Below are 25071 nucleotides of genomic sequence, written 5' to 3' on the forward strand. Positions count from 1 at the left end.
CCGGCCCTCGTCCCGGTCCGTCACCCGAAGGGTGCGCAGGGGTCGTCCGTGCGGCGGCGCACGGACGGCCGGGTCACCTGCCGAAGAGTCGACGCCCCATCACACGGCGGGCGGCTTCGTTCACTTGCCCGATCTCATGCACGTACGGCTCGGGCAGCCACTTGGAGGCGGGCAGTTCCGCCGTGTCGGCGAGGTCGAGTGCGTGCGTGAGGACGCTGGGAGGCGGACGGGACTCCGGGGTCTTGTGCAGGCACGCGAAGAGCGCGGGGCACAGCCCGTCCGGCACGCCCGTCAGGTCGGGATCCTCGCGCGCCATCGGCAGCATGTTCCCGGCGAAGGGCTGATGGGCGCTGCATGCGTAGACCAGGGTCGCGCCCAGGTCGAAGATGTCGTCGGCCATTTCGTCGGTGGCCGGACCGCTCATGTTGCCCAGTGCCAGGCCGTAGTCGACGACCCGTGGCGTGTCCAGACCGAGCATCACATTGTGGGGGCCCAGGTCGCGGTGCGTTATCCGTGCCGCATGAAGGGCCATCAGGGACCGTGTCAGCGCGCCGCCCAGGGCGCGTACCGAGGACTCCGGCATCGGGCCGTACTTCGAGACCAGGGCCTCCAGCGAGACACCGGGCACAAAGGCGTTGGCTATCCACGGCTGGGCGCTGTCGAGTTCGCAGCCGGCCGCGTCCGCGACGTAGTCACTGCGCACGCCACTCGCGGCTGCCTGCATCTCCTGGCGCAGGCGTGCGCGCAGCGGCCGGTCGCGGAGCAACTCGGGTCTCAGGGCGCGCACCGCGACGAGTTGTTTGCGCGCGCCGCGCTGCGGTGCCCCCCGCCCGAGGTAGACGGTTCCCATACGGCCGTCGCCGAGTACGCCGTGGAGGCGGTACGGGCCCACCTGTTGGGGGTCTGTGCTACCTAGGCCAGCCATCCCTTGGATCACGCACGGCAGCCTAGGCGCACAGCGTGTACAAGGGGACGGCACGAACAGAACCGTCGCAGTTCTTCGCAAACTTCACGTCAGCCTCAGAAATCGTCACGGATGTGCCAGACACGGCAGTGGCCCTGGCGCCGCGCGCCCCGGCACAGCGGGATCGCGGGCGGCCCGCGCTAGTCGCGGCTCCACGGCCAACGGAGGTTTCCGCGGGCGCGTCCGTCAGGTTCGTGCACGTAGCGCCAGCCACGGGGGATGCCCAGCCGGCGTGTGAAGGCGGCGGGTTCCAGCCGGTAGACGTGGACCACGGCGGGCCCGTCGTCCGCGGACGGTACGGGCACCTCGTAACTTTTCGGTGGACGTCCGTTGATCCCGGTGAGCACCGGCAGCACACGGCCGTCCAGCGGTCCGCCGACGAAAAGGCTCTGCTCGCTGCGCACTTGTCTGCTCCAGCCTCCGCTTTCCGGTTCAGCCGCACTCGTCCGAGGCGCAGCCCGCGAGTGAGCGCGGGCCAGGTCCGTCCTCGCCGAGCTTGTCGTAGGGATTGGCCAGCGCGCAGTGCTCCAGGGAGAGACAGCCGCAGCCGATGCACTCGGTGAGGTGGTCGCGCAGCTGCGTCATCAGCTTGATGCGCTGGTTGAGGTCCTCCCGCCAGCACTCGGAGACCCTCGCCCAGTCCTCGCGTGTGGGCGTGCGGTTGTCCGGCAGCAGCGCGAGCGCGTCACGGATGGCGCCCAGCGGCATGCCCAGGCGCTGGGAGGCGCGGATGAAGGCGACCCTGCGCAGGGTGTCGCGGCTGTAGCGGCGCTGGTTGCCGGGGGTCCGGCGGCTGTGGATGAGGCCCTCGCGCTCGTAGTAGCGCAGCGCGGAGGTGGCCACTCCGGCGCGTTCGGCGAGCTCGCCGACCGTGGCCTCCTTGGCCTGCCAGGACAGTTGGGTGGACATGGAGCCAGGATAGGAGTTCTTCAAGCTTTCTTTAAGTTCTTCCGGCCATCCCGGTCGGTCAGGCCTTGCCCGGGACGTCCAGGAGGTGCCCCTTGTCGCCGACGACCGGCAGCATCCGCCGGGCCAGCTCGCCGACCGGGCCGTCGCCCTCCTCCAGGTCAAGGGCGTGCCGGACGATCCGGGCCGTCTCCGCGTCCCTCGTGGCGGAAGCCATCAGCAGCGCGACGAAGTGGTCCAGGAGCCAGTCGCGCAGTTCGGTGACCGGCGGCTGCTTGTCCTGGTCCAGCCACATCAGGGACGCGGCCTCGACCACCGTTATCCACGTGCTGACCGTCATCCGCAGCCGGGGGCCCGCCTCCTTGCCCCCCGGCTGGTAGCCGAGGTGGAAGAGGATCTGGTCGGCGGCGGCCCGCCGCACCTCGTCGACGATCGCGTGCGTACGCGAGGTCTGTACGACGCTGCCGCCCTGCAGCAGCGCCATGAAGCCCGCGTCGTGCTGGTCGACGAAGGCGAGGTAGCGCTCCAGGGCCCGCACGAGCCGCCGCGTGAGCGGCCCGGTCTGGGCCTCGGCGAAGCACTGCTCCAGTTCGTCGGCCGCGCTGCGCAGGGCCGCCTCGTACAGCTGCTGCTTGCCCCCCGGGAAGTAGCGGTAGACCAGTGGGCGCGAGACACCGGCGGTGGCCGCCACGTCGTCGAGTGAGACGTCCTCTGGCGGATTGTGGGCGAAGAGACCGAGCGCGGTACCGATCAGCTGTGTACGCCGTTCGTCCACGCTCAGCCTGCGATACGCCGGTGCCGTGCCGCTGCTGCTCATTCCACGAGCGTAACCGGGACACCCCCGGGCGGGTCCCTACCGGGCAAGGAGACCGGAGCTCACCCAGAGCTTGCGGCCGATGCCGCGCATCACGCCGATCTCGTCCAGGAAGTCGGTGAGGCGCCGGGCGCCGGTCTGCATCACTTCGCGGCGGTGTCCGCTGGCCTTGACCTGGGCCATCGCCTCGCGCTTGTCCAGGCCCACGTTCGTGTAGACCTCCGGGTTGATGAAGGAGATCGAGAAGACGCGGGCCGCCTCGCCCGAGCTGATGCGCGTGAACTCCGCCTCCCAGCGTGGGCAGCTGACCATCTGGCGGCGCAGCTCCTCACGCGCGTACCGCACGTGCCGCGACTCCTCGACGACGTGGATGCGTGTGACACCGCGCACCAGCGGCTGGATGCGCTCGTCCGGGAACGTAAGACGCTGCATCCAGTCGAGGATCTCCTCGCCGAGGAGCGTGGCGGTGAACGACCCGGGGGTCGTGGAGACGGACTTGAGCAGCCGCGCGAGGTTGTGGTGCACACGGGAGACGCGGTACGCCGGCACTCCGCTCTTGGTGATCATCCGGGCGAACATCTTGGAGTGCCGGCACTCGTCCTCGATCTCCGTGAGGGCGTAGCGCACATGGCTGCTGGTGAGCGGCTTGTCGTAGATGTGGCGCACCAGAAGCTGCATCAGGATGACCTCGAACCAGATGCCGAGGGAGGCGAGGGAGCCGGCTTCGTGGCGGGCGAGGTCGAGGCGCTGCTCCTCGGACATCCGCTTCCACATCGGGGTGTCGTAGAGCGAGACGAGCTCCGGCGGCCAGAACCACTTGCCCTCCTCGAAGGGCGCGTCCCAGTCCAGCTCCTCGTCCGGGTCGAACGAGTGCTTCTTGGAGGAGTCCAGCAGGCGCTCGGCGACCTGCTCCCGGTCCTTGAGCAGGCCGAGGGCGTCCCGGAGCGGCTGGATACCGGTCTTCTCGTCGGTGGCCGTGTCAGGGGTGATCGTCATGCTGGGCACCTCTTCGTGAGTTACCGAAGGTACTTCCCCTCGATCTCCGACCCGGGGAGACCCCAAGGCCGTCCGTCTTATGAGACTGCCTGTCAGCAAGCGAGTCAATCCCTGCGACACACATTGCGCAGCTCTTGTTGACCGGGTGGTAACAGGCGTGTGAGCCTGCCAACTACCTGCTTCCGGGCCTTGGTTGCCCCGGGCGGGACCCCAGCAGCCCGGTGTCAGGAGGCGTCCATGTCCACGCACGACCTCTACGTCCACGGTCCGGGAGCCGCGGAGTGGGAGGTGCCGGCCTCGGGGGCGGCCCGCTTCAGCTGGGACTACGACGACGGCCGCGACCGTCTCCTCGCCCTCTACCAGAAGGGCAAGGACAAGCAGTGGGACGGGCAGCGCCGCATCGACTGGGACCTCGAGGTGGACCCGAAGGACCCGCTCGGCACCCCCGACGAGGCCATGTCGCTCTACGGCACGTCCTACTGGGACAAGATGAACGCCGCGGAGCGGGCCGATCTTCGGCAGCACTACGCGTCCTGGCAGTTCAGTCAGTTCCTCCACGGCGAACAGGGCGCCATGGTCTGCGCGGCGCGGATCGTGGAGTCCGTCCCCGACCTGGACGCGAAGTTCTACTCCGCCACCCAGACCATGGACGAGGCCCGGCACGCCGAGATCTACGGGCGCTTCCTCCACGAGAAGATCGGGATGGTCTACCCGATCAACGACAACCTCCAGTCGCTGCTCGGCGACACCCTCCGCGACTCCCGCTGGGACATGCCGTACCTGGGGATGCAGGTGCTCATCGAAGGGCTGGCGCTCGCCGCCTTCGGGATGATCCGCGACACGACGAACAAGCCGCTGCCCAAGCAGATCCTGGCCTACGTCATGCAGGACGAGGCACGGCATGTCGCCTTCGGCCGCATGGCGCTGCGTGACTACTACAAGCAGCTCACGGACGCGGAGCTGCGGGAGCGCGAGGACTTCGTCATCGAGGGCTGCTACCTCATGCGGGACCGCCTCAAGGGCGTCGAGGTGCTGGAGAACTTCGGCGTCCCGAAGGAGGAGGCCGAGACCTTCAGCGAGCAGTCGGACTTCCTGAAGCTCTTCCGGCAACTGCTCTTCAGCCGCATCGTGCCGTGCGTGCGCGACATCGGGCTGTGGGGCGAGCGGCTGCAGCGCGCCTACGTCGACATGGGCGTCTTCGAGATGGGGAACCAGAACCTGGACCTGCTCATGGCACAGGACGAAGAGATCGCCGAGAAGCTCGATGCGGAACGGTTCGCCGCGGAGGAAGCGGAACGGACCGCCGAGGTCGCCGACGCGATCGCCGAGGGTGAGCGCGAGGAAACGGAGGCCGACTCCGCGCGCTGACGCGGGACGGCAGGGCTTCACGGGCCCCGGGTGCGCTGCTGCGCACCCGGGGCCTTTGTGTGTCACCGGAAGGGCTCGGGCGAAACACGGCGTACGTGTGGCACAAGGGGCCACATCGACGTAGTTTGAAGGGGATCGGGAGTAATGGACGGTGTCATTACTCTTCGGGTGTTTTGAGCACCCATGTGCTTCGGCCAGTAGGCACAGCTGCGGGAGGGCGGTCGGCGCCGCCGCGCTTGATCGCTGTGTCGGCTCCCGTGGTGACGCCCTACCCGTAGTTACCGCGCACCGGGAGGCATCAAGTCATGTCAGCAGTTCGATTCCGTGCGAAGCACGCACGCCACCCGCATGACGATGCACCCGACACCGCGGCACACTTCGAGCGCATCACGTCACTGCCGGACGGGACGGAGAAGGAGGAGCTGCGCCAGGAGGTCGTCCGGGCCTGGATGCCCATGGCCGACCGCCTCGCCCAGCGCTTCCGCAACCGCGGCGAGAACCTCGAGGACCTGCAGCAGGTCGCGGCCCTGGGGCTGGTCAAGGCCGTCGCGCGCTACGACCCGGCCCGTGGATGCGCCTTCGAGAGCTTCGCGGTGCCGACCATCGTCGGGGAGATCAAGCGGCACTTCCGCGACTACATGTGGGATCTGCATGTGCCGCGCCGCGTGCAGGAGCTGCGCAACCGCGTACGTGCCAGCAGCCGTGAGCTGGGCGTCACGCTCGATGACCGCTCGCCCACCGTGGCGCAGATCGCCGAGCACAGCGGACTCAGCCAGGAGGACGTCGTCATCGGCATGGAGGCGCTGGAGAGCTACAGCGCGCTCTCCCTCGACGCCGAACTGTCCAAGAACGAGGACGGCTACTCGCTGCTCGACACGCTCGGCGCCACCGAGCCCGGCTTCGACCGCGTGACCTACCGCGAGGCGGTCAAGCCGCAGCTGCGCAACCTGCCGGAGCGCGAGCGCTACATCCTCTACCTGCGCTTCTTCTGCGACATGACGCAGAGCAGCATCGCCGAGCAGCTCGGAATCTCCCAGATGCACGTCTCGCGGCTCATCAGCCGCACATGCGAGCGCCTCCACCGGGAGGTCGAGACCGAGGTGGCGGCCCGTGCTCACGATCCCTCCTCGGAGCGGACCCCGATGACGGTCTAGCCTCGGCCCGCCCGGGAGCGGCCCGGGAGCCCGGCGCGTACGGACGCCGGCGAGTCCCGCGGCCTGAGGCACCTCCCGGCGGTAGCTGGGTGGGGGCACCTCCCGGCGGTAGCCGGGGAGCGAGGCCCCGCCCGTTCCGTGTCCGGTTCGCCAGGGATGCGGACGGGTCGTTGCTGCTGCCTGCTGCCCTCGCGCGCCCGGGCGTGTGGCCGGGCACCACCGCACGGCCCGTGAAGGTGGCGGTCCGTCACGTGTGCCGTGTGCGGCGGGTGCTCTTAGCCTGCGGGCACTCACCACGCCGGACACCGGCCCGGCCGCCGGCCGGACACAGCCCCCATGGAGGCCTCTGCGATGAAACGGGCCAGCAGCGCCGCCGTACGCCCGTACCGCCTCGCGACCGTCGCCGCCCTCACCGCCGCAATGCTCTCCTTCCCCGCGTCCGGCGGTGCCGCCGCGCAGCAGGACGCGGAGCGTGGCTGTGCCCGGACGGACATACCGCGCGTACCCGGAGCCGAACATCAGAAGTCCGCCTGTCTCGAGGAGCTGACGACGGCGGGCACCGTGGAGACCGGACACACCGACCCCGCCGACTGGGCAGGTCTGACCCCTGCGGGGCTGCCCACGCCGAAGGGTGTGCCGGGCGTCCAGATCGACGGCTACTTCCCGGACAGCTCGGCGACGAACACCAACAACGGCTGGCAGCACGACTCCCAGTTCGTGCTGCGGCTGCCCGCCCGCTGGAACGGCGGCCTCGTCATCAGCGGCTCGCCCGGCAACCGTGAGCAGTACGCCAACGACCGGGCCATCGGCGACTGGGCGCTCAAGCGCGGCTACGCGTTCGCCGCCACCGACAAGGGCAACACCGGAGCGTCCTTCCACCGCGACGGACGGACACCGGGTGACGCCATCTCCGAGTGGAACCGGCGCGTCACGCAGCTCACGCGCGCCGCCCGGGCGACGGTCGCCGACCACTACCGGCGTCCGCCCGAGCGCACCCTGGCCACCGGCATGTCCAACGGCGGCTACCTCGTGCGCTGGCAGCTGGAGAACCGTCCCGAGCTCTACGACGGCGGCGTCGACTGGGAGGGCACGCTGTGGCGGGCAGGCGGCGAGCAGCCGAACCTGTTGACCTTTCTGCCGCAGGCGCTGCGCCACTACCCGGCGTACGCCGCCGGCGGTCCCGGGGCGGCGAAGGCCAGGAAGGCCCTGCACCGCGCCGGATTCCCGCGCGGTTCCGAATTCCTGTGGCCCTACTTCCACAAGAACTACTGGGACCTCACCCAGCGGGTGTACCGCGAGGAGATGGATCCCGGCTTCGACGGCGACACAGAGGCCGGCACCCCGTTCTGCGCGCCCGGGGACCCGGACGGTCCGCCGTGCGACGCGGACTACGAGTACGGCGACCGTCCCGAAGATGTCCGCCGCGCCGTCGCACGGGCCGGGCTCACCGGCCGGATCGGCAAACCGCTGATCACGCTGCACGGCACCCTCGACACCCTGCTGCCCATCGGCGAGGACTCCGACGTCTACGCCCGCATGGTGCGCGATTCCGGACGCGGCGGGCTCTTCCGCTACTACCGCGTCGAGGACGGCAACCACGTCGACTCGCTCGCGGACACCTTCCCCGACAAGTTGCGACCTCTCACGCCCTGCCACCGTTCCTCGTTCACGGCACTGGAGCGCTGGCTCGATGACGGTAAGAAGCCGCCGCGCAGCCGCGACGTGCCCAGGCCGGACGGGGCGTCGCAGGCGGAGCTGACGAGGAGCTGCCCCCTCAAGAGGTGAGCGAGCGCGCCCAGTTGGTGCCGAACGTCCTCAACGGCTCGGCACCGGACGGCAGCGGCTCGGCGTTTCCACCCTTCTTGTGCGGGCACCCGTCGCGGCGATCACTCGTCACGGGCCCCTTCCGTACCGAATTCCGTACCGAAGGCCGCCGTATCCTCACCGACGCCGTGGACGGCCGGGGCGCCCTGAGAGGGTGCCCCGGCCGTCCACGGCAGTGGCCTTGTCCGGTGCCGTACTCAGCTCTGCGCGAGCATGCCGGCGCGGAGGCCGGAGAGCGCGCGGCTGAGCAGACGGGAGACGTGCATCTGCGAGAGGCCGAGGTGCTCGCCGATCTGCGCCTGCGTGAGCTCCTCGCCGAAGCGCAGTTCGATGATCTTCCGGTCGCGCTCGGAGAGTTCGGCCAGGAGGGGCTTGAGGGCGTGGAAGTCCTCGACCAGCTCCATGGCCTCGTCACGCTCGCCCAGTACGTCCGCGAGGGAGGCCTCGCCCTCCTCGTCGTTGACCGTCGCGTCGAGGGACGAGGAGTTGTAGCCGTTGGCCGCGACCTGGCCCTCGACGATCTCCTCCTCGCTCACACCGAGATACTCGGCCAGTTCGCTCACGCGGGGCGAACGGCCCAGCTTCGAGGTGAGCTTGTCGTTGGCCCGCGCCAGGTCCATGCGCATCTCCTGCAGGCGACGCGGGACGCGCACGTCCCATGTGGTGTCGCGGAAGAAGCGCTTGATCTCGCCGACGACGTACGGGATCGCGAAGGTGGTGAACTCCACCTCGCGCGAGAGGTCGAACCGGTCGATCGCCTTGATCAGGCCGATCGTGCCGACCTGCACGATGTCGTCCATGTCGTCGCCGCGGGAGCGGAAGCGGCGCGCCGAATACCGTACGAGCGTCAGGTTGATCTCGATGAGGGTGTTGCGCACGTACTGGTACTCGTGCGTGCCCTCCTCGAGGACGGCCAGCCTGTCGAAGAGCGTCTTGGAGAGCTGACGAGCGTCCTCGGGAGCAAGCTTCTCGGGCTCATCGATGACGGGCAGCTCGTGCGATTCGCCTCCGGCTCCCCGCCCTTCGAATACGGACGGCGACCCTGTGGGCGCTTCCTCCGTTGTCGTGACGGTCGGCGTTGCGGAAGTCATCGCGTGGACCTGCCCTTCACTTCGAGTCGGTTCGGCGTCGGGCTGTATCGCCTACCCGGGTTCTCGCCGAACACGCCTCCGGGAACGAAGTGTTGTCGCTTATGGGAAGTTTTGCGGCGCCTTGTGGTGTCCATCGACGGGTAGTTGGCATGAGGTTTGCGTCGTTGGGCAAGCGGACCAGGGACCGATCGACAGACCACGACGAGAACCCGTATTTCCGTACGCGCTTCGTACGGACGGACGGAGTCCGTCGAGGAGAGCGCGTCCTCGGCAGAGGACGGGAGGTGATGCCTGTGCCCACGGGTCACAGCCCTGCGGCGACAGGCGGAGGGGAACAACAACAAGAGGCCCTTCTGGTGGATTCGGTGTTCACCGACATCGGGCAGGCACGCAAGGCCGTGGAGGAGCACCTGGCGCGCGAGTGCGCCTGGGTGGACTTGAGCGGAGTGCTCCTCGTCGTCTCCGAACTCGTGACCAACGCACAGCGTCACGCTCGGGGGAAATGGCAACTGCGGGTACAGGCCGAACCGCATCGCGTGCGGATCGAGGTCACGGACTCCGTGCCGCTCCCGCCGCGCTGGCGGCAGGGGAAGCTCGACGGCAGCGGCGGCTGGGGTCTGCGCATCGTCGAGCAGTGCGCCGACACGCTGGAGGTGCTGTCGTCGGCCCGCGGCAAGACCATGCGCGCGCAGTGGCTGCACCCTGACCGGGCCGGCGCGTCACTCAACTGATCTCACCGGCATCTCTGACTCACTGAGCAGCCGGCCCCGCTCGGCGCTCCGGTTGCCGCAGGTGCGGGCCGGGTCGGTTGAGCGGCGGACGGTGCGGCGTGTGACAAGGTAAGACGCTGTGACAACCGGTGACGAGACGACGGGTGAGCCTCCGCAGCACGGGCGGCATGAGGAGACAGGGAGCGCGGATGCCGAAGGCATCTCCCCTGTTGTCTCGCGGCGGCGTGAAGACGGCGTGGAGGTGCTGACCCTCTCCGGCGAGCTGGACATCACCACGGTGCAGGACGTCGTCCCTGTTCTGGACGACGTGCTCGAGTCGGGAGCCGACAGGCTGGTGGTGGATCTCTCGCAGGTCAGCTTCGCGGACTCCTCGGCGCTCAACCTGCTCCTGCGCACGCGAACCCGCACGTCTCTGTATGTGGCCGGGCCCCTCCAGCCCTTCGTCGGGCGGCTGTTCGAGGTCACTGGCATCACAGGTGTCCTCAATGTGCGCGACACGCTGGACGACGCTCTGCGGGCAGCCGCGCAACGGACGTGACGCGGACTCAACCGGCCCTCGGGCCTTCCGGAAAGCCGCGGATCTGAGTACAAGTACTCATGCGCCCGGCAGTGAAGGAGCGGAGGATCTGCCGGAACACGCGCGACCGGCATCTCTCACCGAGATCTCTCATCGACCGGGAAGAGCGACCATGCGGGACCGCAGCGGCTGGAAGCGAATTCTCTCGGCGGCGACGGACAACTGGCTGTCCCGCGTGTATTTGACAGTGTGTGCGGCGTTGCTGGTCTGGACGGCCTTCGATGCCGTTCTGGCGAACGACGAAGGTCCATCGTTCGCGGGTGTCTGGCCGATTTTCGCCACGCTGCCGACGAGCTTTCTCGTCGTGCTGCTCGCAGGCGGAATCGGATTTCTGCTGCCGACGGCGGTGACCCTCCCGCTTTTCCTGATCCTGCTCGCCGTGGCGGCACTCATCAATGCCACGGTGCTCGGTCTGCTGCTGCGGTGGTTGCGAAGCCGCACGTCACAGACCTGACCCGAGGGCGTGGCCACTGCCGGGGCAGGCGTGCTGCATTTCCCGTGAGGCGCTCGGGAGTCGGGTGCGAATTCACCGCCTGACATTCGTCATCGGTATCGGCCGGACGGGCCGGAATGCATTGACGCGTTCACCTCAATACGCCTAGCGTCCCCGTCGTCGGGCAACAGGCCGATGAAATCCGCGAGTTGGGACGCCGCCGCGGATTCGTCCGTCCCTGTGCCCGGCTGTCAGCCCGTCAAGGGAAATCGGACGAAACACGGGGACCGCATGAACCGCAGGACACGAATAGCTCTTCCCATGGTCGCGGGCGCTGCCGTCCTGGCATCCCTCACCCCCATGGCCATGGCCGGTGACGCTCCGGCGGAGTCCGCCGGCGGCACCCAGGCGCGCACGGCGAAGGCGGACGCCGGCGCCGAGGCCACGATCAGCCGCGACACCGTCATCAAGCGGGCCAAGACCTGGCTGACCGCCGTCAACGGTCACCAGGTTCCCTACAGCCAGAGCAAGACGTTCCAGGGCTACCGCACGGACTGCTCCGGCTACGTGAGCATGGCGCTCAAGTACGGGAAGCCGGGCACGAACACCGTTGGTCTGGCCTCCTCGCAGTTCACCAACAAGATCAAGATGTCGCAGCTGAAGAAGGGCGATCTGATCATCGACGCGAACGGCAGCTCCACGACCCGTCACGTCGTCATCTTCGAGAAGTGGACCAGCTCCGCCCACAAGTCCTACCGGGCCTACGAGCAGCGCGGCAGCTACGGGACCGACCACAGCACCCGCAGCTACGGCATCGGGAGCGACGAGTACGACGCCTATCGGCCGAAGAAGTACTGAGGCAGGCAGCCGCAGTTCGCGACCCCGCGACTGTGCCCTCGTCCCGGAACAGGGGCGAGGGCACAGTGCTGTCCACCGGATCGGGAGGTGCGCGGCCCTACTCACGCGGGGCCGCCGTCCGTTCCTCTACTTGTAGATCTCTTCGACCCACTCCGGGTGGTCGATGAACGGGTTCCGGTTCTTCTGGAACTTGTCGAAGATGACCTGGTTGCGGTTCTCCTCGAACTTGTCCGGCGGGTCCTCGTCGCTCCACTGCTTCAGGACGGAGATCCGCCCGATGTTGGGCTTGGAGCCGTTGTTGACGTCGTCGTTGGCTTCCAGGTCCGGGAACTCGTCCTCGCCCTCGTAGCGGACGTCCATGTAGAGGATCATGCGGGCGACGTCGCCCTTGACCTCGTCGCGCGGCTCGAAGGAGTCGTCGTCCGTGAAGTTGCCCGGCGCGCCCTCGACTTCCTCGCCGCCCTTGTCGAAGTCCTTGCTGCTGCGGATGCTGTTGACCTTCACGTTGGTCGGACGCAGGTGGTGCACGTCCGTACCGGGGCCGTTGCCGGTGCCGAAGTCGCCGTGGGACTTGGCCCAGACGTGCTCACGGTTCCACTGGTCCTCTCCGCCGCCGTTGTTGTCCGCGGATTCGGACTTGCCGCTGTAGAGCAGGATGACGTTGCCCGCGTTGTCCGGGTCCTTGTCCGTCTCCTTCAGCGCGTCCCAGACCTCGTCGTACGAGAGCGTGGTCACGCCCTTGCTGATGATGCCGTGCAGCGCCTTCTTGAGCTCTTCGCCGGTCTTGCCTTCAGCGTCCTTGTAGTACTCGTCGTCTTCGGCGGCGCTGAAGGCCGACTGTGCGCCGGAGGCCCGTGCGGAGCTCTTGTCCGGTGCGGTGGCCGTGCCCGCGGAGGCGGGAATCTGTATGACGGCGGCTATGAGCGCGGTGCCGGCGAGTGCGCCGAGCGTTCTGCGGCGCGCTGCGGAACGTATGAAGTCCACGTTGGCGTCCTCTCCCCGAGGATGTGGCGCCGTGTGCGCAATGTGGGGGTCGCAGCACGGCACCGGCCGATGGGTGGTCGGCCGTGGAAGAGCCTTCCATTGCGTCGAACAACGATGCGGGACGTATATGAAACTGTGCTGTGAAGAAGTGGTGAAGCATGGTGCGTCGTCACCCTGAGCTGTCCGCACTTCACTCGCTCAATGCCCCCACGATCGGGCCGTGTTGGGCAGAATCGGACCCTCTCGCAAGTTCTTCCTGAATCTTGCGGGAAGGCTTTACAGGGGTGCGTGGCCCCGTTACGTTCCCTTCAAGTTCCCGCCGAAACAAGGGAATCGACGTCCGGCTGCCGGCGCGTGCGGCCTCCCGAGCGATGCGAAGGAGCCGTGGTGCGTGCGCGCACGCCCTGCACGGGCCGCGGGCCCGTCTCGACGCACTCCTCGGGCTCGCCTGTCCACCCCCCCACCTCGAGGAGTTGAACCCCCTTGGGACGCCTGCGCTTTCTCCGACTGGCGGCAGCGGCCGTCACCTTGTCCGCCGTCATAGGCTTCATGCCGGCGGCCGGCCAGCCCGCACGGGCCGCCGCCGCGAAGGCTCCGGCCCTCGGAGCCCACTACGACGGCAGCGGCGAGAGCATCACCTTCCGAGTGCACTCCTCCGCCGCCACGCGGATGCTCGTCGAGCTCTACGGCAAGGCCGCCGGGGCCGACGAGGAGGCGAGCCTGCCGCTGGAGAGGGAGTCCGGTTCCGACGGCACGTGGACGGCGACGGTGACCGTCGCGGAACTCCGCGAGGAGTACGGCATCGAGGGCACCGTCTACTACGGCTACCGCGCATGGGGCCCCAACTGGCCCTATGACAAGGACTGGAAGAAGGGCTCCGAGGCCGGCTTCGTCTCCGACGTCGACGGGAAGGGCAACAGATTCAACCCGAACAAGCTGCTCCTCGACCCGTACGCACTCGAAGTCAGCCACGACCCGCTGCGCGAGGGGATGACCGACAAGGGCGTCTACGGCTCGGGTCCCGAGCACCGCGACGAGGACAGCGGAGCGCAGGCACCGAAGGGCATCGTGTTGCCTGGGACGGGATCCGGTGATGGGGGCACCTCCCAGGCCGAAGGCTCTGGGGGAGGCACGGGCGAGAAGCCCCGGCGCGCGCTAAAGGACGACATCGTCTACGAGGTGCATCTGCGCGGCCTGACCAAGAACGACCCGGCGGTCCCCGCCGCCGAACGCGGCACCTACAAGGGCGCTGCGGCCAAGGCGGAGGATCTGGCCCAACTGGGCGTCACCGCCGTGGAGTTCCTGCCCATGCAGGAATCGCAGAACGATGCCAACGACGCCGCTCCGGACAGCAGCGCGGACGACAACTACTGGGGATACGTCACCGACAACTTCTTCGCCCCGGACCGCCGTTACGCGGCGGACGACTCACCCGGCGGTCCCACCCGCGAGTTCCGCGCGATGGTCAAGGCGTACCACGACGCCGGCATCAAGGTCATCGCCGACGTGGTCTACAACCACACCGGAGAAGGCGGCCCCTGGAAGGAAGGGGACAAGAACACCTACGGCATCCACTCCTACCGCGGCCTGGACAACCCCACGTACTACTCGCTGACCGACGACCGCCAGGGACCCATGGACAACACGGGCGTCGGCGGCAACTTCAACACCCACAACCCGGTCGCGCAGAACCTCGTCGTCGACTCCCTGCGGTACTGGAAGGACACGCTCGGCGTCGACGGCTTCCGGCACGACCTCGCACCCGTACTCGGCAACACCTGCGAGCACGGCTGCTTCAAGTACAGCGCCACCGACCCGAAGACCGCGCTGCACCGCATCACCGAGGAGATGCCCGCGCGCGGCGCGGGAGGCGGCGAGGGCACCGACTGGATCGCCGAGCCCTGGGCGCTCGGCGACGGCACCTACCAGATCGGCAACTTCCCCCAGGGCTGGGCGGAGTGGAACGGCAAGTACCGCGACACGCTGCGCGCCGACCAGAACAAGCCCGGAGAGAAGGTGACCCCGGGGCAGCTCGCAACGCGGTTCGCCGGCTCCTCCGACCTCTACGGCGACGACGGGCGGCGGCCCTCCAGCTCGGTCAACTTCATGGTCGCGCACGACGGGTTCACGCAGCGGGACCTCTACGCCTGCGATGAGAAGAAGAACGACCAGGCATGGCCCTACGGACCCTCCGACGGCGGGTCGGACGACAACATCTCCTGGGACCAGGGCGGCGGAGCCGCGGCCCAACGGCAGGCCGCCCGCAACGGCTTCGCCTTCCTCATGCTCTCGGCGGGCACGCCGATGATGACCGGCGGCGACGAGGTCCTGCGCAGCACGCGCTGCAACAACAACCCCTACAACCTCGACAACGAGGCCAACTGGCTCGGCCACGACCCCGATTCGGACCAGCGCACCTTCCGTACGTACACGCAACGGCTGCTCGAGTTCCGCAAGGCCCACCCGGCGCTGCGGCCCGCGGACTTCTACACGTCCAAGGACACCAACGGCAACGGCACCGGTCAGCTCGACTGGTTCACGCCGGCAGGTGCCGCGCCGGACGATGCGTACTGGAGCGACGCGTCCAACCACGCGCTGGCCTGGCGCATCGACGGCACCGAGTTCGACGACCCGGCCGACGGGCTGTACGTCGCCTACAACGGGTGGTCCGACGCCGTCGACTTCACGCTGCCCTCGCCCGGCGAAGGAAAGGAGTGGCACCGCGTGACCGACACGGGCGCCGCGTCCGAGGGCGGCGACCAGGTGGCCGAGCCGGGCTCGGAGAAGCCGGTGGGTGGCAAGGGTGAGATGTACGAGCTCGGCGGCCGTTCGGCGGCCGTGCTGATCGCGAAGTAACCGCCGCGCCACCCCGCTCAGCGGATGCTGCAGTCCGCGCCCGCCTCGCGCGCCAGTTCGCGGAAGCGGGCCACGAGCGGGGTGGCCTTGCGGCGCAGCGTGTTGCCCGCGTCGCGTTCGAGGTCGTAGAGGCCCATCTGGACCAGCCAGTTGTCCGCGGGGTCGTCGGATTCGCGGTAGAGCCAGTCGACGAGGGCGAAGAAGGGGAACCAGGTGTAGCCGACGAGATCCATGCCCTCCGCTCGCAGTTCACGGACGGTGGCCACGCTCTCCTCCAGCCACGCCAGCCGTTCCGCGGCCGGGCCGCCGCGGCTGGTCTCGGTGACGAACAGCGGCTGGTCGTAGCGGGCGGCGTAGGTGTGCAGCAGATCCGTCAGGCCCTCGGTGCCGGCCTCGACGGGGTGCGGTGTGCCGGTGTCCGGGTCGTGGCGCGAGGTGGTGAAGGCGGGGTAGTAGTTCACGCCGAGCACGTCGGGCGTCACCGCGTTCTCCCGGAACCATCTCAACTCCGCGTCCGTCGTGCCGTGTCGGGTGAGGTAACCGTGCATGGGGTGGTCCTCGTCCACGCGTCCCAGCACCAGATCCAGACCGATGAAGCGCCGCTCCAGAAGGTGCTCCAGGGGAGCCGGGTTCCCCCCGGCTTCGCCGGGTGTGGGTCCCCCCAGCTCGTCGAGGGGGAGTGCCCCCGCACCCGCCCAGCGGAACCCGGCGTCGACGTGGACGAACACGGCCTCGGGCTGCACCTCGGCGATCCGCCGCTGGGTGAGCACCATTCCGCGCGCGAGCTGGACGATCAGCTTCACGAAGCCGTCGTCGCCGCGCAGGCAGGGCGGCCACAGGCCCTTCTCGCCGCAGTAGATCGCATTGATGACGGGCTCGTTCAGGGGCGTCCAGTCCGTGAGGCTGCCGCGGTAGCGCTCGGCGACCGCAGCCGCGTAGGCGGCGACGCGCTCGGGGTAGGCGGCGTTGAGGAACTGGTTGTCCAGCCACAGCGGGGTCCCGTAGTGCATGAGGTCGACGACGCAGCGCAGGCCCAGGCGGTCCATGTGCGCCACGACCTCGTCGAGCCATTCCCAGCGGAAGTCTCCGGGCGCGGGTTCCACCAGGTACCAGGGGATTCCCCACCGGATCAGCTCGGCACCCGCGTCGGCGGCGCGGTCGAGGTCCTCACGCCACAGCGCGTAGTGCTGGGTGAGTTCGTACTCGTCGAGCTTGCGGTGGCCGGCCGACTCCTGCGGCACGAAGGTGTCCTCGATGCCGACCGCGAAGCGCAGACGCCCGTCCTCGAACCATCGGTTCACAAGTCGTCCCTCCCGGCGCTCACTTGAGGCCAGTCGTCGCGATGCCCTGTACGAAGCTGCGCTGGATCAGCAGGAAGAGCACGATCACCGGCACAAGGGAGAGCACGGCTCCCGCCATGAGCAGCCCGTACTGCGTGACGTGCTGCCCCATGAACAGCGACAGTCCGGCCGGCAGCGTGGCCCGGCTGGTGTCCGAGGTCATGATCAGCGGCCAGAGCAGGTCGTTCCAGTTGAACTGGAAGTGGAACAGGCCCAGCGTCAGCAGCGCGGGCCGGGCCAGCGGCAGCACCACGCGCCAGTAGATGCGCCACTCCGAGGCCCCGTCGACGCGTGCCGCCTCCTCCAGGTCCCTGGGCAGGGAGAGGAAGAACTGGCGGAGGAAGAAGATGCCGAAGGCGTTGGTCGCCCGCGGGACGATCATTCCCGTGAAGCTGTTGACCAGGCCGAGGTTGTTGAGCAGGTCGTACAGCGGGACGAGGGTGATCTGGAACGGCAGCATCAGCATGATCAGGATGATCACGAACACGGCCTCGCGGCCCCGGAATTCGAGCCTGGCCAGTGCGTAGGCGGCCATCGAGTCGAAGAGCAGCGAGACGACGGTGACCAAGCCGGCGAAGACGATCGTGTTGCGGTACAGCGTCGCGAACGGCAGCTCCTGCCAGATGTCGACGTAGTGCTCGAGCGTGAAGGAGCGGGGCCACAGCGTAGGCGGGCTGGTGACGATGTCCTGCTCGGGCCGCAGCGAGGCCAGCACCATCCAGATCAGGGGCAGCAGGACGGCCAGCGCGATCGCCGCGGCGGCCACGATCGTGCTGATCCGCCAGACGAGCGCGAGGTCGATGCCGCGGCGCCGGGCCGGGGGAGTTCCGGGGCGCCGGGACTTCTGCCGGCCCGTCCGGGCGCCCGGGGTCCACGAGGCCCGCGGGCGCCGCTCGTTCTGCGGTGTTGTCGTCACAGGGTCACCGCCCGCTTGCGGAAGTAGCCGAACTGGAGCATCGACAGCACGAAGACCAGGACCAGCAGCACCCACGAGATGGCTGCCGCATAGCCGAACTCGTTGCGCTCGAAGCCCACCCGGTATGTGAAGACGACCAGCGTCTCGGTCTGGAAGAAGGGGCCTCCGTGCGTCATCACATAGATCTGGTCGAACGCCTGGAGGGTGCCGATCGCCGCCATGATCGAGATGAGCATCGTCTGGTTGGTCAGCAACGGCCAGGTGATGCGGCGCAGCCGCTGCCAGGCGCTGGCACCGTCCACGCGTGCGGCGTCGTGGAGTTCGGGCGGGATGCCCTGCAGACCGGCGAGGTACATCACCATGTAGAAGCCGAGGTTCTTCCACACGCCGACGGCGATGACGGCCGGCATCGCGTACGCGGGATCCTCCAGCCAGCCCTGCTCGGGCGAAACCCCCAGCGCCGACAGCCACTTGCTCAGCAGGCCGATGTTGGGATCGAGCAGGAACGCCCAGGCGATCGAGACGACGCCCAGCGAGACGACGAACGGAAGGAAGACGGCGGAGCGCAGGAATCCGCGCAGCGCCATCGACCGGTTCAGGAACAGCGCGAGTGAGAACGCGAGCACGACGCTCACCGGCGTGCTGACGACCGCGTAGACGAGGGTGTTCTCCAGGGCGTTCCACGCCTCCGGATCGTCGATCAGCTGCCGGTAGTTGCCCAGCCCGACCCAGTGCGCCGCCTGCATCAGGTTGTAGTCGGTGAACGACAGGTAGGCGGCCTGGATCATCGGCCAGACGACGAACACGGCCAGCGCGGTGAGGCTGGGGGCGAGGAAGAGCCACGCCGCGCGGGTCTGGCGTGCACGCTGCGAACGGCGCGGACGCGGTGGACCCGTCCGCCGGTACGGTGCGAACCGCCGGGCCGGACTCGCGGACGGCACCGCGGGAGCCGATCGTGTGCCCTCTGCCGTCGGCATGGTCAACTCCCGCCCGGTGCCGGGTCCGTCGCCCGACGGGCCGTGTGCGTCCGTCACTTCTGCTTGTCGAGCTGCGCCTGCACCTGCTTGTCGGCCTTCTTGAAGACCGACTCGACGTCGTCCTTGCCGTCGAGCGCCCGCTGCAGTGCGGGGTAGAAGATTTGGTCGGTGATGGTCGGACCGCTCACCTGCCCCGGCAGATGCGGGCGCGCGCTGTCGAGGACGTCGGGGGCGCCGAACGTGCCCGCGTAGGGATTGGCCTTGAGCTCCGCGGCCGAGATGTCCGTGCGGTCCGGCGGGAATCCGGTGCCCTCGGAGAAGGTCACCTGCGACTTCTTGCTGTTCCAGAAGGAGAAGAACTCGTAGGCGGCGGCCTTCTTCTGCGCGCTCGCCTTGGCGCTCACCCCGAAGGAGGTGACGCTGCTGAAGGTCTGCTGTCCGTCAGGGCCCTTGAACGGGCGGGTGACGCCGTACTTCACTCCGGCCTCGGTGAACGGCGTGGTGGCCCATGGTCCGACGATCTCCATGGCGGCCTTCTCGGTCTGGAACAGCTTGTCGGCCTTGGCGCCGTTCAGGCCGACGGGCGAGACGTGCTCCGAACGCACCTGCTTCACCCAGTACTTGAGGGTCTTGAGCGTCTTGGGGTCGTCCAGCGTCGCCTTCTTGCCGTCCTTGCTCACGAGGTCGCTGCCGCCCTGCCAGATGAGGATCGGATACATGGGGACCGTCGCGCTGTCGGCGAGAGCGAGGGCGTACTGGTCGATCTTGCCGTCGTCGTCGGTGTCCTTGCTCAGCTTCGGCGTCATCTCCGCCAGCTCGCCCCACGTCTTCGGAGGCTCCTCGGGGTCGAGTCCCGCTTCCTTGAACATCGTCTTGTTCCAGAACAGCATGAGCGTGGCCATGTTGAGGGGCACGCCGTAGTTCTTGCCCTCGAACTTCGAGCTGCTGACGGCCGCGGGCACCAGCTTCGAGGTGTCCATGTGCTTCTTCGAGCTGTAGAAGTCGTCGAGGGGCTGGAGAACGCCCTTGTCGGCGTACTTGGGCATCTGGCCGGCGTCCATGGCGACGATGTCGGGGCCGCTGCCGGAGCTGACGCTGGTCAACAGCTTCTGGTAGAAGACGTCCCACGGCATCGGGACGGATTTGACCTTGACCTTCTTCTGCGAGCCGTTGAACTCGCCTATCAGCTTGTCGACCGTCTTGCGGTCGCCGCCGGTGAGGCCGTTCCAGAACGTCAGCGTGGCCTTGCCGTTGGACGAGCCCGCCTCCTCCGAACCGCTGCCGCTCGCTCCCTGACCTGTGCAGGCGCTCAGCGAGAGGGCCAGGCCGGTGACGAGGACGATGCCGGTGCGGCGGAGCGGCCGCCGGGGAACGGCGCGCCGGAACAGGCCGTCGGGGGTGTGGTTCCGCATGGGTCCTCCCGGGTGTTCGTACCTGGCTGAAAGCGGCGAGTGGAGGGGGCGACGGACCGTGGAAGCGGGCGTCGGGGGACCTTATTACAACGTTTACCTCAACGTTGTACAGGGTTGTTTCCAAAGATTCGCGGGGATCTGCGGGGCAGTTGTGGCCTGTGAGCGAGCTGTCACCTTCTGTGCCGAACCCCTCGGCGGCGAACTCCCGCCGCACCCGCTCCCGGGTCCCGGCACATCTCTCGACCAGGTGTCGGCGCGGCGCTACCGTTGAAGGTGGTTCTCTCCCTGAATGCCGGACTTGTACGGCAGTGGCAGGAGGCCCTGATGGTCGTCGAGGTGGTCGTCGGACTCGTGATCGCGTTCGCCCTTTACGCGATGGCGGCGGCACGAGTGGTCCGGCAGTACGAACGTGGTCTGATCTTCCGGCTGGGACGGCTGCAGTCCGGGATCAAGGAGCCGGGGTTCACGATGATCGTGCCCGGCGTCGACCGGATGCAGAAGGTCAACATGCAGATCATCACGCTGCCGGTGCCTGCCCAGGAGGGCATCACGCGCGACAACGTGACGGTCCGCGTCGACGCTGTCGTCTACTTCAAGGTGGTTCAGCCCGCCGACGCGATCATCCGCGTCGAGGACTACCGCTTCGCGGTCTCGCAGATGGCGCAGACGTCGCTCCGCTCGATCATCGGAAAGAGTGAGCTCGACGATCTGCTCTCCGATCGCGAGAAGCTCAACCAGGGCCTGGAGTTGATGATCGACAGCCCGGCCGTGGAGTGGGGTGTCACGGTCGACCGCGTCGAGATCAAGGACGTGTCGCTGCCGGAGACGATGAAGCGCTCGATGGCGCGCCAGGCGGAGGCACAGCGCGACAGGCGCGCCCGGGTCATCAACGCGGACGCGGAGCTGGAGGCGTCGAAGAAGCTCGCCCAGGCCGCCGAGCAGATGTCCGAGACCCCGGCCGCACTGCAGCTGCGTCTGCTGCAGACCGTCGCGTCGGTGGCAACGGAGAAGAACTCCACGCTGGTGCTGCCCTTCCCGGTCGAGCTGCTGCGCTTCCTGGAGGGGCCGCGCGAGGGCACGGTGCCGAACGGTGGCAAGGGGAAGAAGGGCGCCAAGACCGGCAGGAACGGCAAGGCCGCCAAGGTCAAGGGGGAGCGGAGGAAGTCCCTGCCGGAGGCGGCCGCTTCTGACTCGCTCACCGGCGTGGCCATCCCGCCCGACGCCACCCTTCCGCCGGAGGCGGCCGTACCGGAAGGTCCGGCTCCCGGGGCGATCTCTCCGGACGACGTGCCCGAGGAACTGACCGAGGCGGCGGACGAGGAGACGCCGGAGGCTTCCGCACCGGAGGACGACTCGGTTCCGGAGGGCCGGCGCCGGCGGAAGTGAGCGAGCCGGGGCGAGTGCTGGGCGCGAGTGCCCCCGTGGCTGCTGCCGGAAATCGGTCGGCGCGGGCGTGAAGGCAGGAAGGACCTGCCGCCAAGCCCGGGTGGACCCACGACGAAGGCCGGTGCGAGCCGGGGGGGGGTGGTGAACCGCCCCCGGTGGCCGCACCGGCCTTCGTCGTCGCGGATGGCGGGCCGAAGTGGCCGGCTGCTGCTCCTGGAGTCAGGTCAGCCGGTGCACCGGGCGGCCGTCGCCCCAGCGGTTGATCGCTTCCTCGTCGGCGAACGCCAGCGCCCTCAGCATGTTGCCGCCGTCGCTGGCCTGCACGGACTTGCGCAGGCGCTCGGCGTGCGCGTCCTTGAGCCGCGTCGTGCCGGCCTCGATCGTGTCGCCGTAGAACGGCTCGAAGGCCACGCCCGCGAATCCTGCCTGCCGCAGCAGGCTGGGCATGGTCTCCCGGGAGTAGAACATCAGGTGGTTGCGGGTGAACCCGTTCCACTGGGAGCCGTACGCCTTCAGCAGCAGCGACTGCGCGTTGACGGTGAGGATCATCAGCACGCCGCCGGGAGCCAGCAGGTTGCGGAAGCTGGTGAAGTCGTCGACGGGACGCGGCAGATGGGCCAGTACCGACCAGAGGGTGACGACGTCGAAGCCGCCCGCGGCGATCTCCGGCACGTCCTCGGGGGCGCCGAAGTGCGCGGTGGCCGACGTCAGACGCTCGTTGGCCTCCTTGACCGAGTCGGGCGAGAGGTCGACGCCCTGTGCGTCGAAGCCGCGCTCCTCGGCGAGCTCCAGGAAGTAACCGGCGCCGCAGCCGAAGTCCAGCAGCCGGCGCTTGTCGCCCTCCTCGAAGACGGGCCTGAACGCGTCCATGGCCTGGCGGTAGCGGCGCTGCCTGTTCGACGCGTAGTTGCCGGTCAGGAAGGTGCTGTAGTTCTTGGAGTACAGGTCGCCGAGGCGTTCCGGCAGGATGTTGGGATTGCGGTACAGGAAGCCGCAGGACGGGCAGCGCACGACGTGGTACGTCCATGCGGTCTTGCCGTTCTTCTTGAGCTTCGAAGGCTGGTAAAGCGGCTGCTGCTTGGACTCGCCACACATGTGGCAGGTGATGAACTCCTCGATCGCGCCGAGCTTGACGCGTGAGCGATATTCATCGAGGGATATCACCGGCGAACTGCGCAGCAGCTTGCGGTACTGCAGCTCCCTCAATGCTCGCTCGCCCGGCCTGACATAGACGCGCTGCGCCCAGGGGACGCTGTCGTAACGCGACCCGTAAACGGCACGGGCGACGGCTCGTTTGGTTGACACCATAGCGGTTACCTCTCGAGACGGCTTTCGGCTCACAGTGTCACCCGCGAACGGAATTGTTCAAATAGTGCTGTGACGCTTTTGTGTGCTGGACGCCCGCTGTTCGCTTCTGAGCGATCTCCATCTGTTCCCGCAGTCAATGCGATGGTGAGGATTCATGTGGATATGCCTGTTTCGCCGGGGGATTGATGCCGGTTTGCTGCGGCCCGTCGAGAGTCGGGAGTCCCATCCACTTCCGGATGTGCAGCGCCGATGGAGTTCGCGTGAGCCCTGTAATCGGTAGTGGACGATGCGTGTCTTTTCGGCGCCTCAACAGGGCTTTCCGTGCCCATTGGGTACACGGATGAACTGCCGAATCCTGCCCCTCAAGGAAGGTCTCCGTCTTGTGCGCGCAACGTCGGCCCGGGCGCAACAGGCTGAATCTCCTTCACGGTTCGGGTAATCCGTGCACAAGGCAACGGATATGGGAAGTCGTGCCCTGACCAGGGGTGGGTCGGTGAGATCCGAGTCCCGGCGTAAGCGGCGGATAAACGCATTCTACGAAGCAGTAATGTCACGCGGTGCGACTGTCATGAGTTGGTAACAAAAAATACCGAGGACCGTGAATTCGCGCTGCCTCAACGGAAATTGGGCCGTTCATCACCGTCCATTGATCACCGCGTGGGCGGCCCGCTCGGCCCCACTCGGTAGGCAGGACCGCGCCCCGTGGCGGTGCCCTGGCCGCCGGCGGGTCACCGCCGCACACGGAAGCGCCCCCTGCCCGGCATCCCCGAGGGGACGCCGCGCAGGGGGCGCGCGCCGTGGTCGGTCGCGGACCCGCATCGCGCGGTCCGCGGCCTGCGGCCCGCCGTCCTCTGGACGCGGGCTGTTCCGTTCCGGTGTCCGCGTTACGCGGCCGCTTCTTCTCCGTGGAGGAGTTCCGCGGGGGCGACTCCCGTCAGAGCCGGCGGACCCGTGCGGAGATGCCGTGCCCGATGAGCAGGTAGATCAGCGCGGGCAGGCCGTAGTTGAAGAAGACCCGCAGGCCCTCGCTCTCCATCGTGAAGATGTCCTGGGCCCAGGCGGCCAGCCAGTCGGCCGAGCCCTTCACGAACTCCACGAAGGGGTTCGACGTGTTCGCCTCCAGGAGGTAGAGCAGGATCCACAGACCCAGGATCACGGCGGCGATGTCCGCGATCGTGTGGATGATCAGCGCGGCGCGCTGCGCCCCTTCACCCCGCGGACGGCGTTCCCGTTCCCGGCGGGGAGCCGGGGGCGGGGGCGCGTTGTATCCGTAGTCGGGAGGAGGCGGGCCGCCGCCCTGGTAGCCCGGACCCGGAGGCGGGCCGCCTTGGTAGCCGTGGCCCTGGGGCGGGCCGTAGTCAGGGCCCGGGGGCGGGCCGCCCTGACGGTAGGCCGGGCCCGGAGGGGGCCCGCCCGGCCCGCCCTGGTACGGCTGCCTGGGCATGGGTGCGGTGTCACTCACGGGATCGGTCCCAATCCGACGCGCAAACCGCGTCTTGTCGCAAAATTCTCGTCCTAGGAGAAGAACAGTCACGGCCGCAGGGGCGGATGTCCAGGGGGAGAGCAGTCGGAAATCCGGTGCCCGCATCCCCTCAGCGCCGCGACGGCGTGACCGCGTTACTGCCGTCACGGCACCCACACACCAGCGTCCGCGCACGTCCACGCGCTGCGAGCGCCTACTTCGGTGCCTACCCGCCCTGCGACCGCCTACTGCATCATCGACGCCGCCTTCTTGATGGCCTCACGGATGCGGAAGTAGGTGCCGCAGCGGCACACGTTCGCGATCGCGTCGATGTCCTCGTCCGAGGGGTTCTTCGTCTTACGCAGCAGGGCGACCGCCGCCATGATCTGGCCGGGCTGGCAGTAGCCGCACTGGGCGACGTCCTGGTCCAGCCACGCCTGCTGCACCGGGTGGAGCCTGTCGCCGTCGGCGAGGCCCTCGATCGTCGTGACGTCCCGCCCGTCGGCTTCGGAGACCGGCACGACGCAGGGGTTCACCGCCCGGCCGTCGAGGTGGCTGGTGCAGGCCTTGCAGACGTCGATGCCGCACCCGTACTTGGGTCCGCGCACGCCGAGCAGGTCGCGCAGCACCCACAGCAGGGGCATGTCGTCGGGGGCGTCGACCGTGACGCTCTTGCCGTTGACGGAGAAGGTGTGGGAAGGCAACGGAGGCTCC

The 25071-nt window shown here is 68.3% G+C and carries 22 protein-coding genes and 1 pseudogene; 9 read left to right on the forward strand and 14 right to left on the reverse strand.

The window, feature by feature from the left end; translation table 11 throughout:
- Positions 1-73 precede the first annotated feature (73 nt).
- The 5 genes from I004_RS0102710 to I004_RS0102730 all read right to left on the reverse strand — a co-directional run bounded on the left by I004_RS0102710 (position 74) and on the right by I004_RS0102730 (position 3680).
- Positions 74-925, reverse strand: coding sequence for a protein kinase domain-containing protein (locus I004_RS0102710; RefSeq protein WP_078510747.1), 852 nt, complete (start codon positions 923-925; stop codon positions 74-76).
- Positions 926-1104: 179 nt separating this feature from the next.
- Complete coding sequence (locus I004_RS0102715) at positions 1105-1368, reverse strand: hypothetical protein (protein ID WP_028434238.1); 264 nt, start codon at positions 1366-1368, stop codon at positions 1105-1107.
- A 28-nt stretch (positions 1369-1396) separates the two neighbouring features.
- Positions 1397-1873 (reverse strand): redox-sensitive transcriptional activator SoxR, encoded by a 477-nt coding sequence (gene soxR, locus I004_RS0102720; RefSeq protein WP_028434239.1) that lies wholly within the window; start codon positions 1871-1873, stop codon positions 1397-1399.
- A gap of 58 nt (positions 1874-1931) precedes the next feature.
- Positions 1932-2687 (reverse strand): TetR/AcrR family transcriptional regulator, encoded by a 756-nt coding sequence (locus I004_RS0102725; RefSeq protein ID WP_028434240.1) that lies wholly within the window; start codon positions 2685-2687, stop codon positions 1932-1934.
- Positions 2688-2723: 36 nt separating this feature from the next.
- Positions 2724-3680 (reverse strand): AurF N-oxygenase family protein, encoded by a 957-nt coding sequence (locus I004_RS0102730; RefSeq protein WP_051344610.1) that lies wholly within the window; start codon positions 3678-3680, stop codon positions 2724-2726.
- A gap of 237 nt (positions 3681-3917) precedes the next feature.
- Here I004_RS0102730 and I004_RS0102735 point away from each other — a divergent pair, with 237 nt between their 5' ends.
- The 3 genes from I004_RS0102735 (at position 3918) to I004_RS0102745 (ending at position 7987) form a co-directional block, all read left to right on the forward strand.
- Positions 3918-5048 (forward strand): ferritin-like domain-containing protein, encoded by a 1131-nt coding sequence (locus I004_RS0102735; protein ID WP_028434242.1) that lies wholly within the window; start codon positions 3918-3920, stop codon positions 5046-5048.
- A gap of 305 nt (positions 5049-5353) precedes the next feature.
- Complete coding sequence (locus I004_RS31715; protein ID WP_037974590.1) at positions 5354-6202, forward strand: SigB/SigF/SigG family RNA polymerase sigma factor; 849 nt, start codon at positions 5354-5356, stop codon at positions 6200-6202.
- Between the two features lie 351 nt (positions 6203-6553).
- Positions 6554-7987 carry a tannase/feruloyl esterase family alpha/beta hydrolase gene (locus I004_RS0102745; RefSeq protein ID WP_028434243.1) on the forward strand — a complete coding sequence of 478 codons (1434 nt, stop codon included), beginning with the start codon at positions 6554-6556 and terminating at the stop codon, positions 7985-7987.
- A gap of 236 nt (positions 7988-8223) precedes the next feature.
- On the opposite strand, the gene I004_RS31720 is transcribed toward I004_RS0102745, so the two are convergent.
- Complete coding sequence (locus I004_RS31720) at positions 8224-9117, reverse strand: RNA polymerase sigma factor SigF (RefSeq protein ID WP_078510748.1); 894 nt, start codon at positions 9115-9117, stop codon at positions 8224-8226.
- A gap of 287 nt (positions 9118-9404) precedes the next feature.
- Here I004_RS31720 and I004_RS37910 point away from each other — a divergent pair, with 287 nt between their 5' ends.
- The 4 genes from I004_RS37910 (at position 9405) to I004_RS0102770 (ending at position 11716) form a co-directional block, all read left to right on the forward strand.
- Positions 9405-9848, forward strand: a complete 444-nt coding sequence (locus I004_RS37910) for an ATP-binding protein (protein WP_158676980.1) — start codon at positions 9405-9407, stop codon at positions 9846-9848.
- A 118-nt stretch (positions 9849-9966) separates the two neighbouring features.
- Complete coding sequence (locus I004_RS31730) at positions 9967-10386, forward strand: STAS domain-containing protein (RefSeq protein WP_051344612.1); 420 nt, start codon at positions 9967-9969, stop codon at positions 10384-10386.
- Between the two features lie 151 nt (positions 10387-10537).
- Complete coding sequence (locus tag I004_RS0102765) at positions 10538-10879, forward strand: SCO4225 family membrane protein (RefSeq protein WP_051344613.1); 342 nt, start codon at positions 10538-10540, stop codon at positions 10877-10879.
- A gap of 270 nt (positions 10880-11149) precedes the next feature.
- Positions 11150-11716 (forward strand): NlpC/P60 family protein, encoded by a 567-nt coding sequence (locus I004_RS0102770; protein WP_028434245.1) that lies wholly within the window; start codon positions 11150-11152, stop codon positions 11714-11716.
- 126 nt (positions 11717-11842) lie between these two features.
- On the opposite strand, the gene I004_RS0102775 is transcribed toward I004_RS0102770, so the two are convergent.
- On the reverse strand, positions 11843-12700 hold the full coding sequence (locus I004_RS0102775; RefSeq protein ID WP_486579694.1) for an endonuclease I family protein: 858 nt from the start codon (positions 12698-12700) through the stop codon (positions 11843-11845).
- A 483-nt stretch (positions 12701-13183) separates the two neighbouring features.
- On the opposite strand from I004_RS0102775, the gene I004_RS0102780 reads away from it, so the two are divergent.
- Positions 13184-15556, forward strand: coding sequence for an isoamylase (locus I004_RS0102780; protein ID WP_199779313.1), 2373 nt, complete (start codon positions 13184-13186; stop codon positions 15554-15556).
- A gap of 17 nt (positions 15557-15573) precedes the next feature.
- Here I004_RS0102780 and I004_RS0102785 read toward each other — a convergent pair whose 3' ends face one another.
- From I004_RS0102785 to I004_RS31740, 4 genes are read right to left on the reverse strand one after another with little or no spacing between them, the layout of a single operon-like run.
- Positions 15574-16857: a family 1 glycosylhydrolase gene (locus I004_RS0102785; RefSeq protein ID WP_028434248.1), complete on the reverse strand. Its 1284-nt coding sequence runs from the start codon at positions 16855-16857 to the stop codon at positions 15574-15576.
- A 19-nt stretch (positions 16858-16876) separates the two neighbouring features.
- The gene (locus I004_RS0102790; protein WP_486579696.1) at positions 16877-17812 is read right to left on the reverse strand and encodes a carbohydrate ABC transporter permease; all 936 of its coding nucleotides are present in this window, start codon (positions 17810-17812) and stop codon (positions 16877-16879) included.
- Positions 17809-18789 (reverse strand): carbohydrate ABC transporter permease, encoded by a 981-nt coding sequence (locus I004_RS31735; RefSeq protein ID WP_051344675.1) that lies wholly within the window; start codon positions 18787-18789, stop codon positions 17809-17811. The genes I004_RS0102790 and I004_RS31735 overlap by 4 nt, the downstream gene beginning before the upstream one ends.
- 53 nt (positions 18790-18842) lie before the next feature.
- Positions 18843-20201 (reverse strand): ABC transporter substrate-binding protein, encoded by a 1359-nt coding sequence (locus I004_RS31740; RefSeq protein WP_051344615.1) that lies wholly within the window; start codon positions 20199-20201, stop codon positions 18843-18845.
- 324 nt (positions 20202-20525) lie between these two features.
- Here I004_RS31740 and I004_RS31745 point away from each other — a divergent pair, with 324 nt between their 5' ends.
- Positions 20526-21587 carry a slipin family protein gene (locus tag I004_RS31745; RefSeq protein ID WP_051344616.1) on the forward strand — a complete coding sequence of 354 codons (1062 nt, stop codon included), beginning with the start codon at positions 20526-20528 and terminating at the stop codon, positions 21585-21587.
- Positions 21588-21806: 219 nt separating this feature from the next.
- On the opposite strand, the gene I004_RS0102810 is transcribed toward I004_RS31745, so the two are convergent.
- The 3 genes and pseudogenes from I004_RS0102810 to I004_RS0102820 all read right to left on the reverse strand — a co-directional run bounded on the left by I004_RS0102810 (position 21807) and on the right by I004_RS0102820 (position 25061).
- Positions 21807-22895, reverse strand: a complete 1089-nt coding sequence (locus tag I004_RS0102810) for a class I SAM-dependent methyltransferase (protein WP_078510751.1) — start codon at positions 22893-22895, stop codon at positions 21807-21809.
- Positions 22896-23829: 934 nt separating this feature from the next.
- A pseudogene (locus I004_RS31750) lies at positions 23830-24108 on the reverse strand (hypothetical protein); the annotation flags it as partial.
- A 494-nt stretch (positions 24109-24602) separates the two neighbouring features.
- Entirely contained in the window at positions 24603-25061 is a 459-nt protein-coding gene (locus tag I004_RS0102820; protein WP_028434251.1) for a (2Fe-2S)-binding protein, read from the reverse strand.
- Positions 25062-25071 lie beyond the last annotated feature (10 nt).

The organism is Streptomyces sp. TAA486 (assembly GCF_000426165.1).

Bases quoted from the DNA above. Each gene is read 5' to 3' on its own strand.
- I004_RS0102710 (WP_078510747.1), bottom strand. From the start codon at position 925: ATGGCTGGCCTAGGTAGCACAGACCCCCAACAGGTGGGCCCGTACCGC.
- soxR (WP_028434239.1), bottom strand. From the start codon at position 1,873: ATGTCCACCCAACTGTCCTGGCAGGCCAAGGAGGCCACGGTCGGCGAG.
- I004_RS0102725 (WP_028434240.1), bottom strand. From the start codon at position 2,687: ATGAGCAGCAGCGGCACGGCACCGGCGTATCGCAGGCTGAGCGTGGAC.
- I004_RS0102730 (WP_051344610.1), bottom strand. From the start codon at position 3,680: ATGACGATCACCCCTGACACGGCCACCGACGAGAAGACCGGTATCCAG.
- I004_RS0102735 (WP_028434242.1), top strand. From the start codon at position 3,918: ATGTCCACGCACGACCTCTACGTCCACGGTCCGGGAGCCGCGGAGTGG.
- I004_RS31715 (WP_037974590.1), top strand. From the start codon at position 5,354: ATGTCAGCAGTTCGATTCCGTGCGAAGCACGCACGCCACCCGCATGAC.
- I004_RS0102745 (WP_028434243.1), top strand. From the start codon at position 6,554: ATGAAACGGGCCAGCAGCGCCGCCGTACGCCCGTACCGCCTCGCGACC.
- I004_RS31720 (WP_078510748.1), bottom strand. From the start codon at position 9,117: ATGACTTCCGCAACGCCGACCGTCACGACAACGGAGGAAGCGCCCACA.
- I004_RS37910 (WP_158676980.1), top strand. From the start codon at position 9,405: ATGCCTGTGCCCACGGGTCACAGCCCTGCGGCGACAGGCGGAGGGGAA.
- I004_RS0102765 (WP_051344613.1), top strand. From the start codon at position 10,538: ATGCGGGACCGCAGCGGCTGGAAGCGAATTCTCTCGGCGGCGACGGAC.
- I004_RS0102770 (WP_028434245.1), top strand. From the start codon at position 11,150: ATGAACCGCAGGACACGAATAGCTCTTCCCATGGTCGCGGGCGCTGCC.
- I004_RS31735 (WP_051344675.1), bottom strand. From the start codon at position 18,789: ATGCCGACGGCAGAGGGCACACGATCGGCTCCCGCGGTGCCGTCCGCG.
- I004_RS31740 (WP_051344615.1), bottom strand. From the start codon at position 20,201: ATGCGGAACCACACCCCCGACGGCCTGTTCCGGCGCGCCGTTCCCCGG.
- I004_RS31745 (WP_051344616.1), top strand. From the start codon at position 20,526: ATGGTCGTCGAGGTGGTCGTCGGACTCGTGATCGCGTTCGCCCTTTAC.
- I004_RS0102810 (WP_078510751.1), bottom strand. From the start codon at position 22,895: ATGGTGTCAACCAAACGAGCCGTCGCCCGTGCCGTTTACGGGTCGCGT.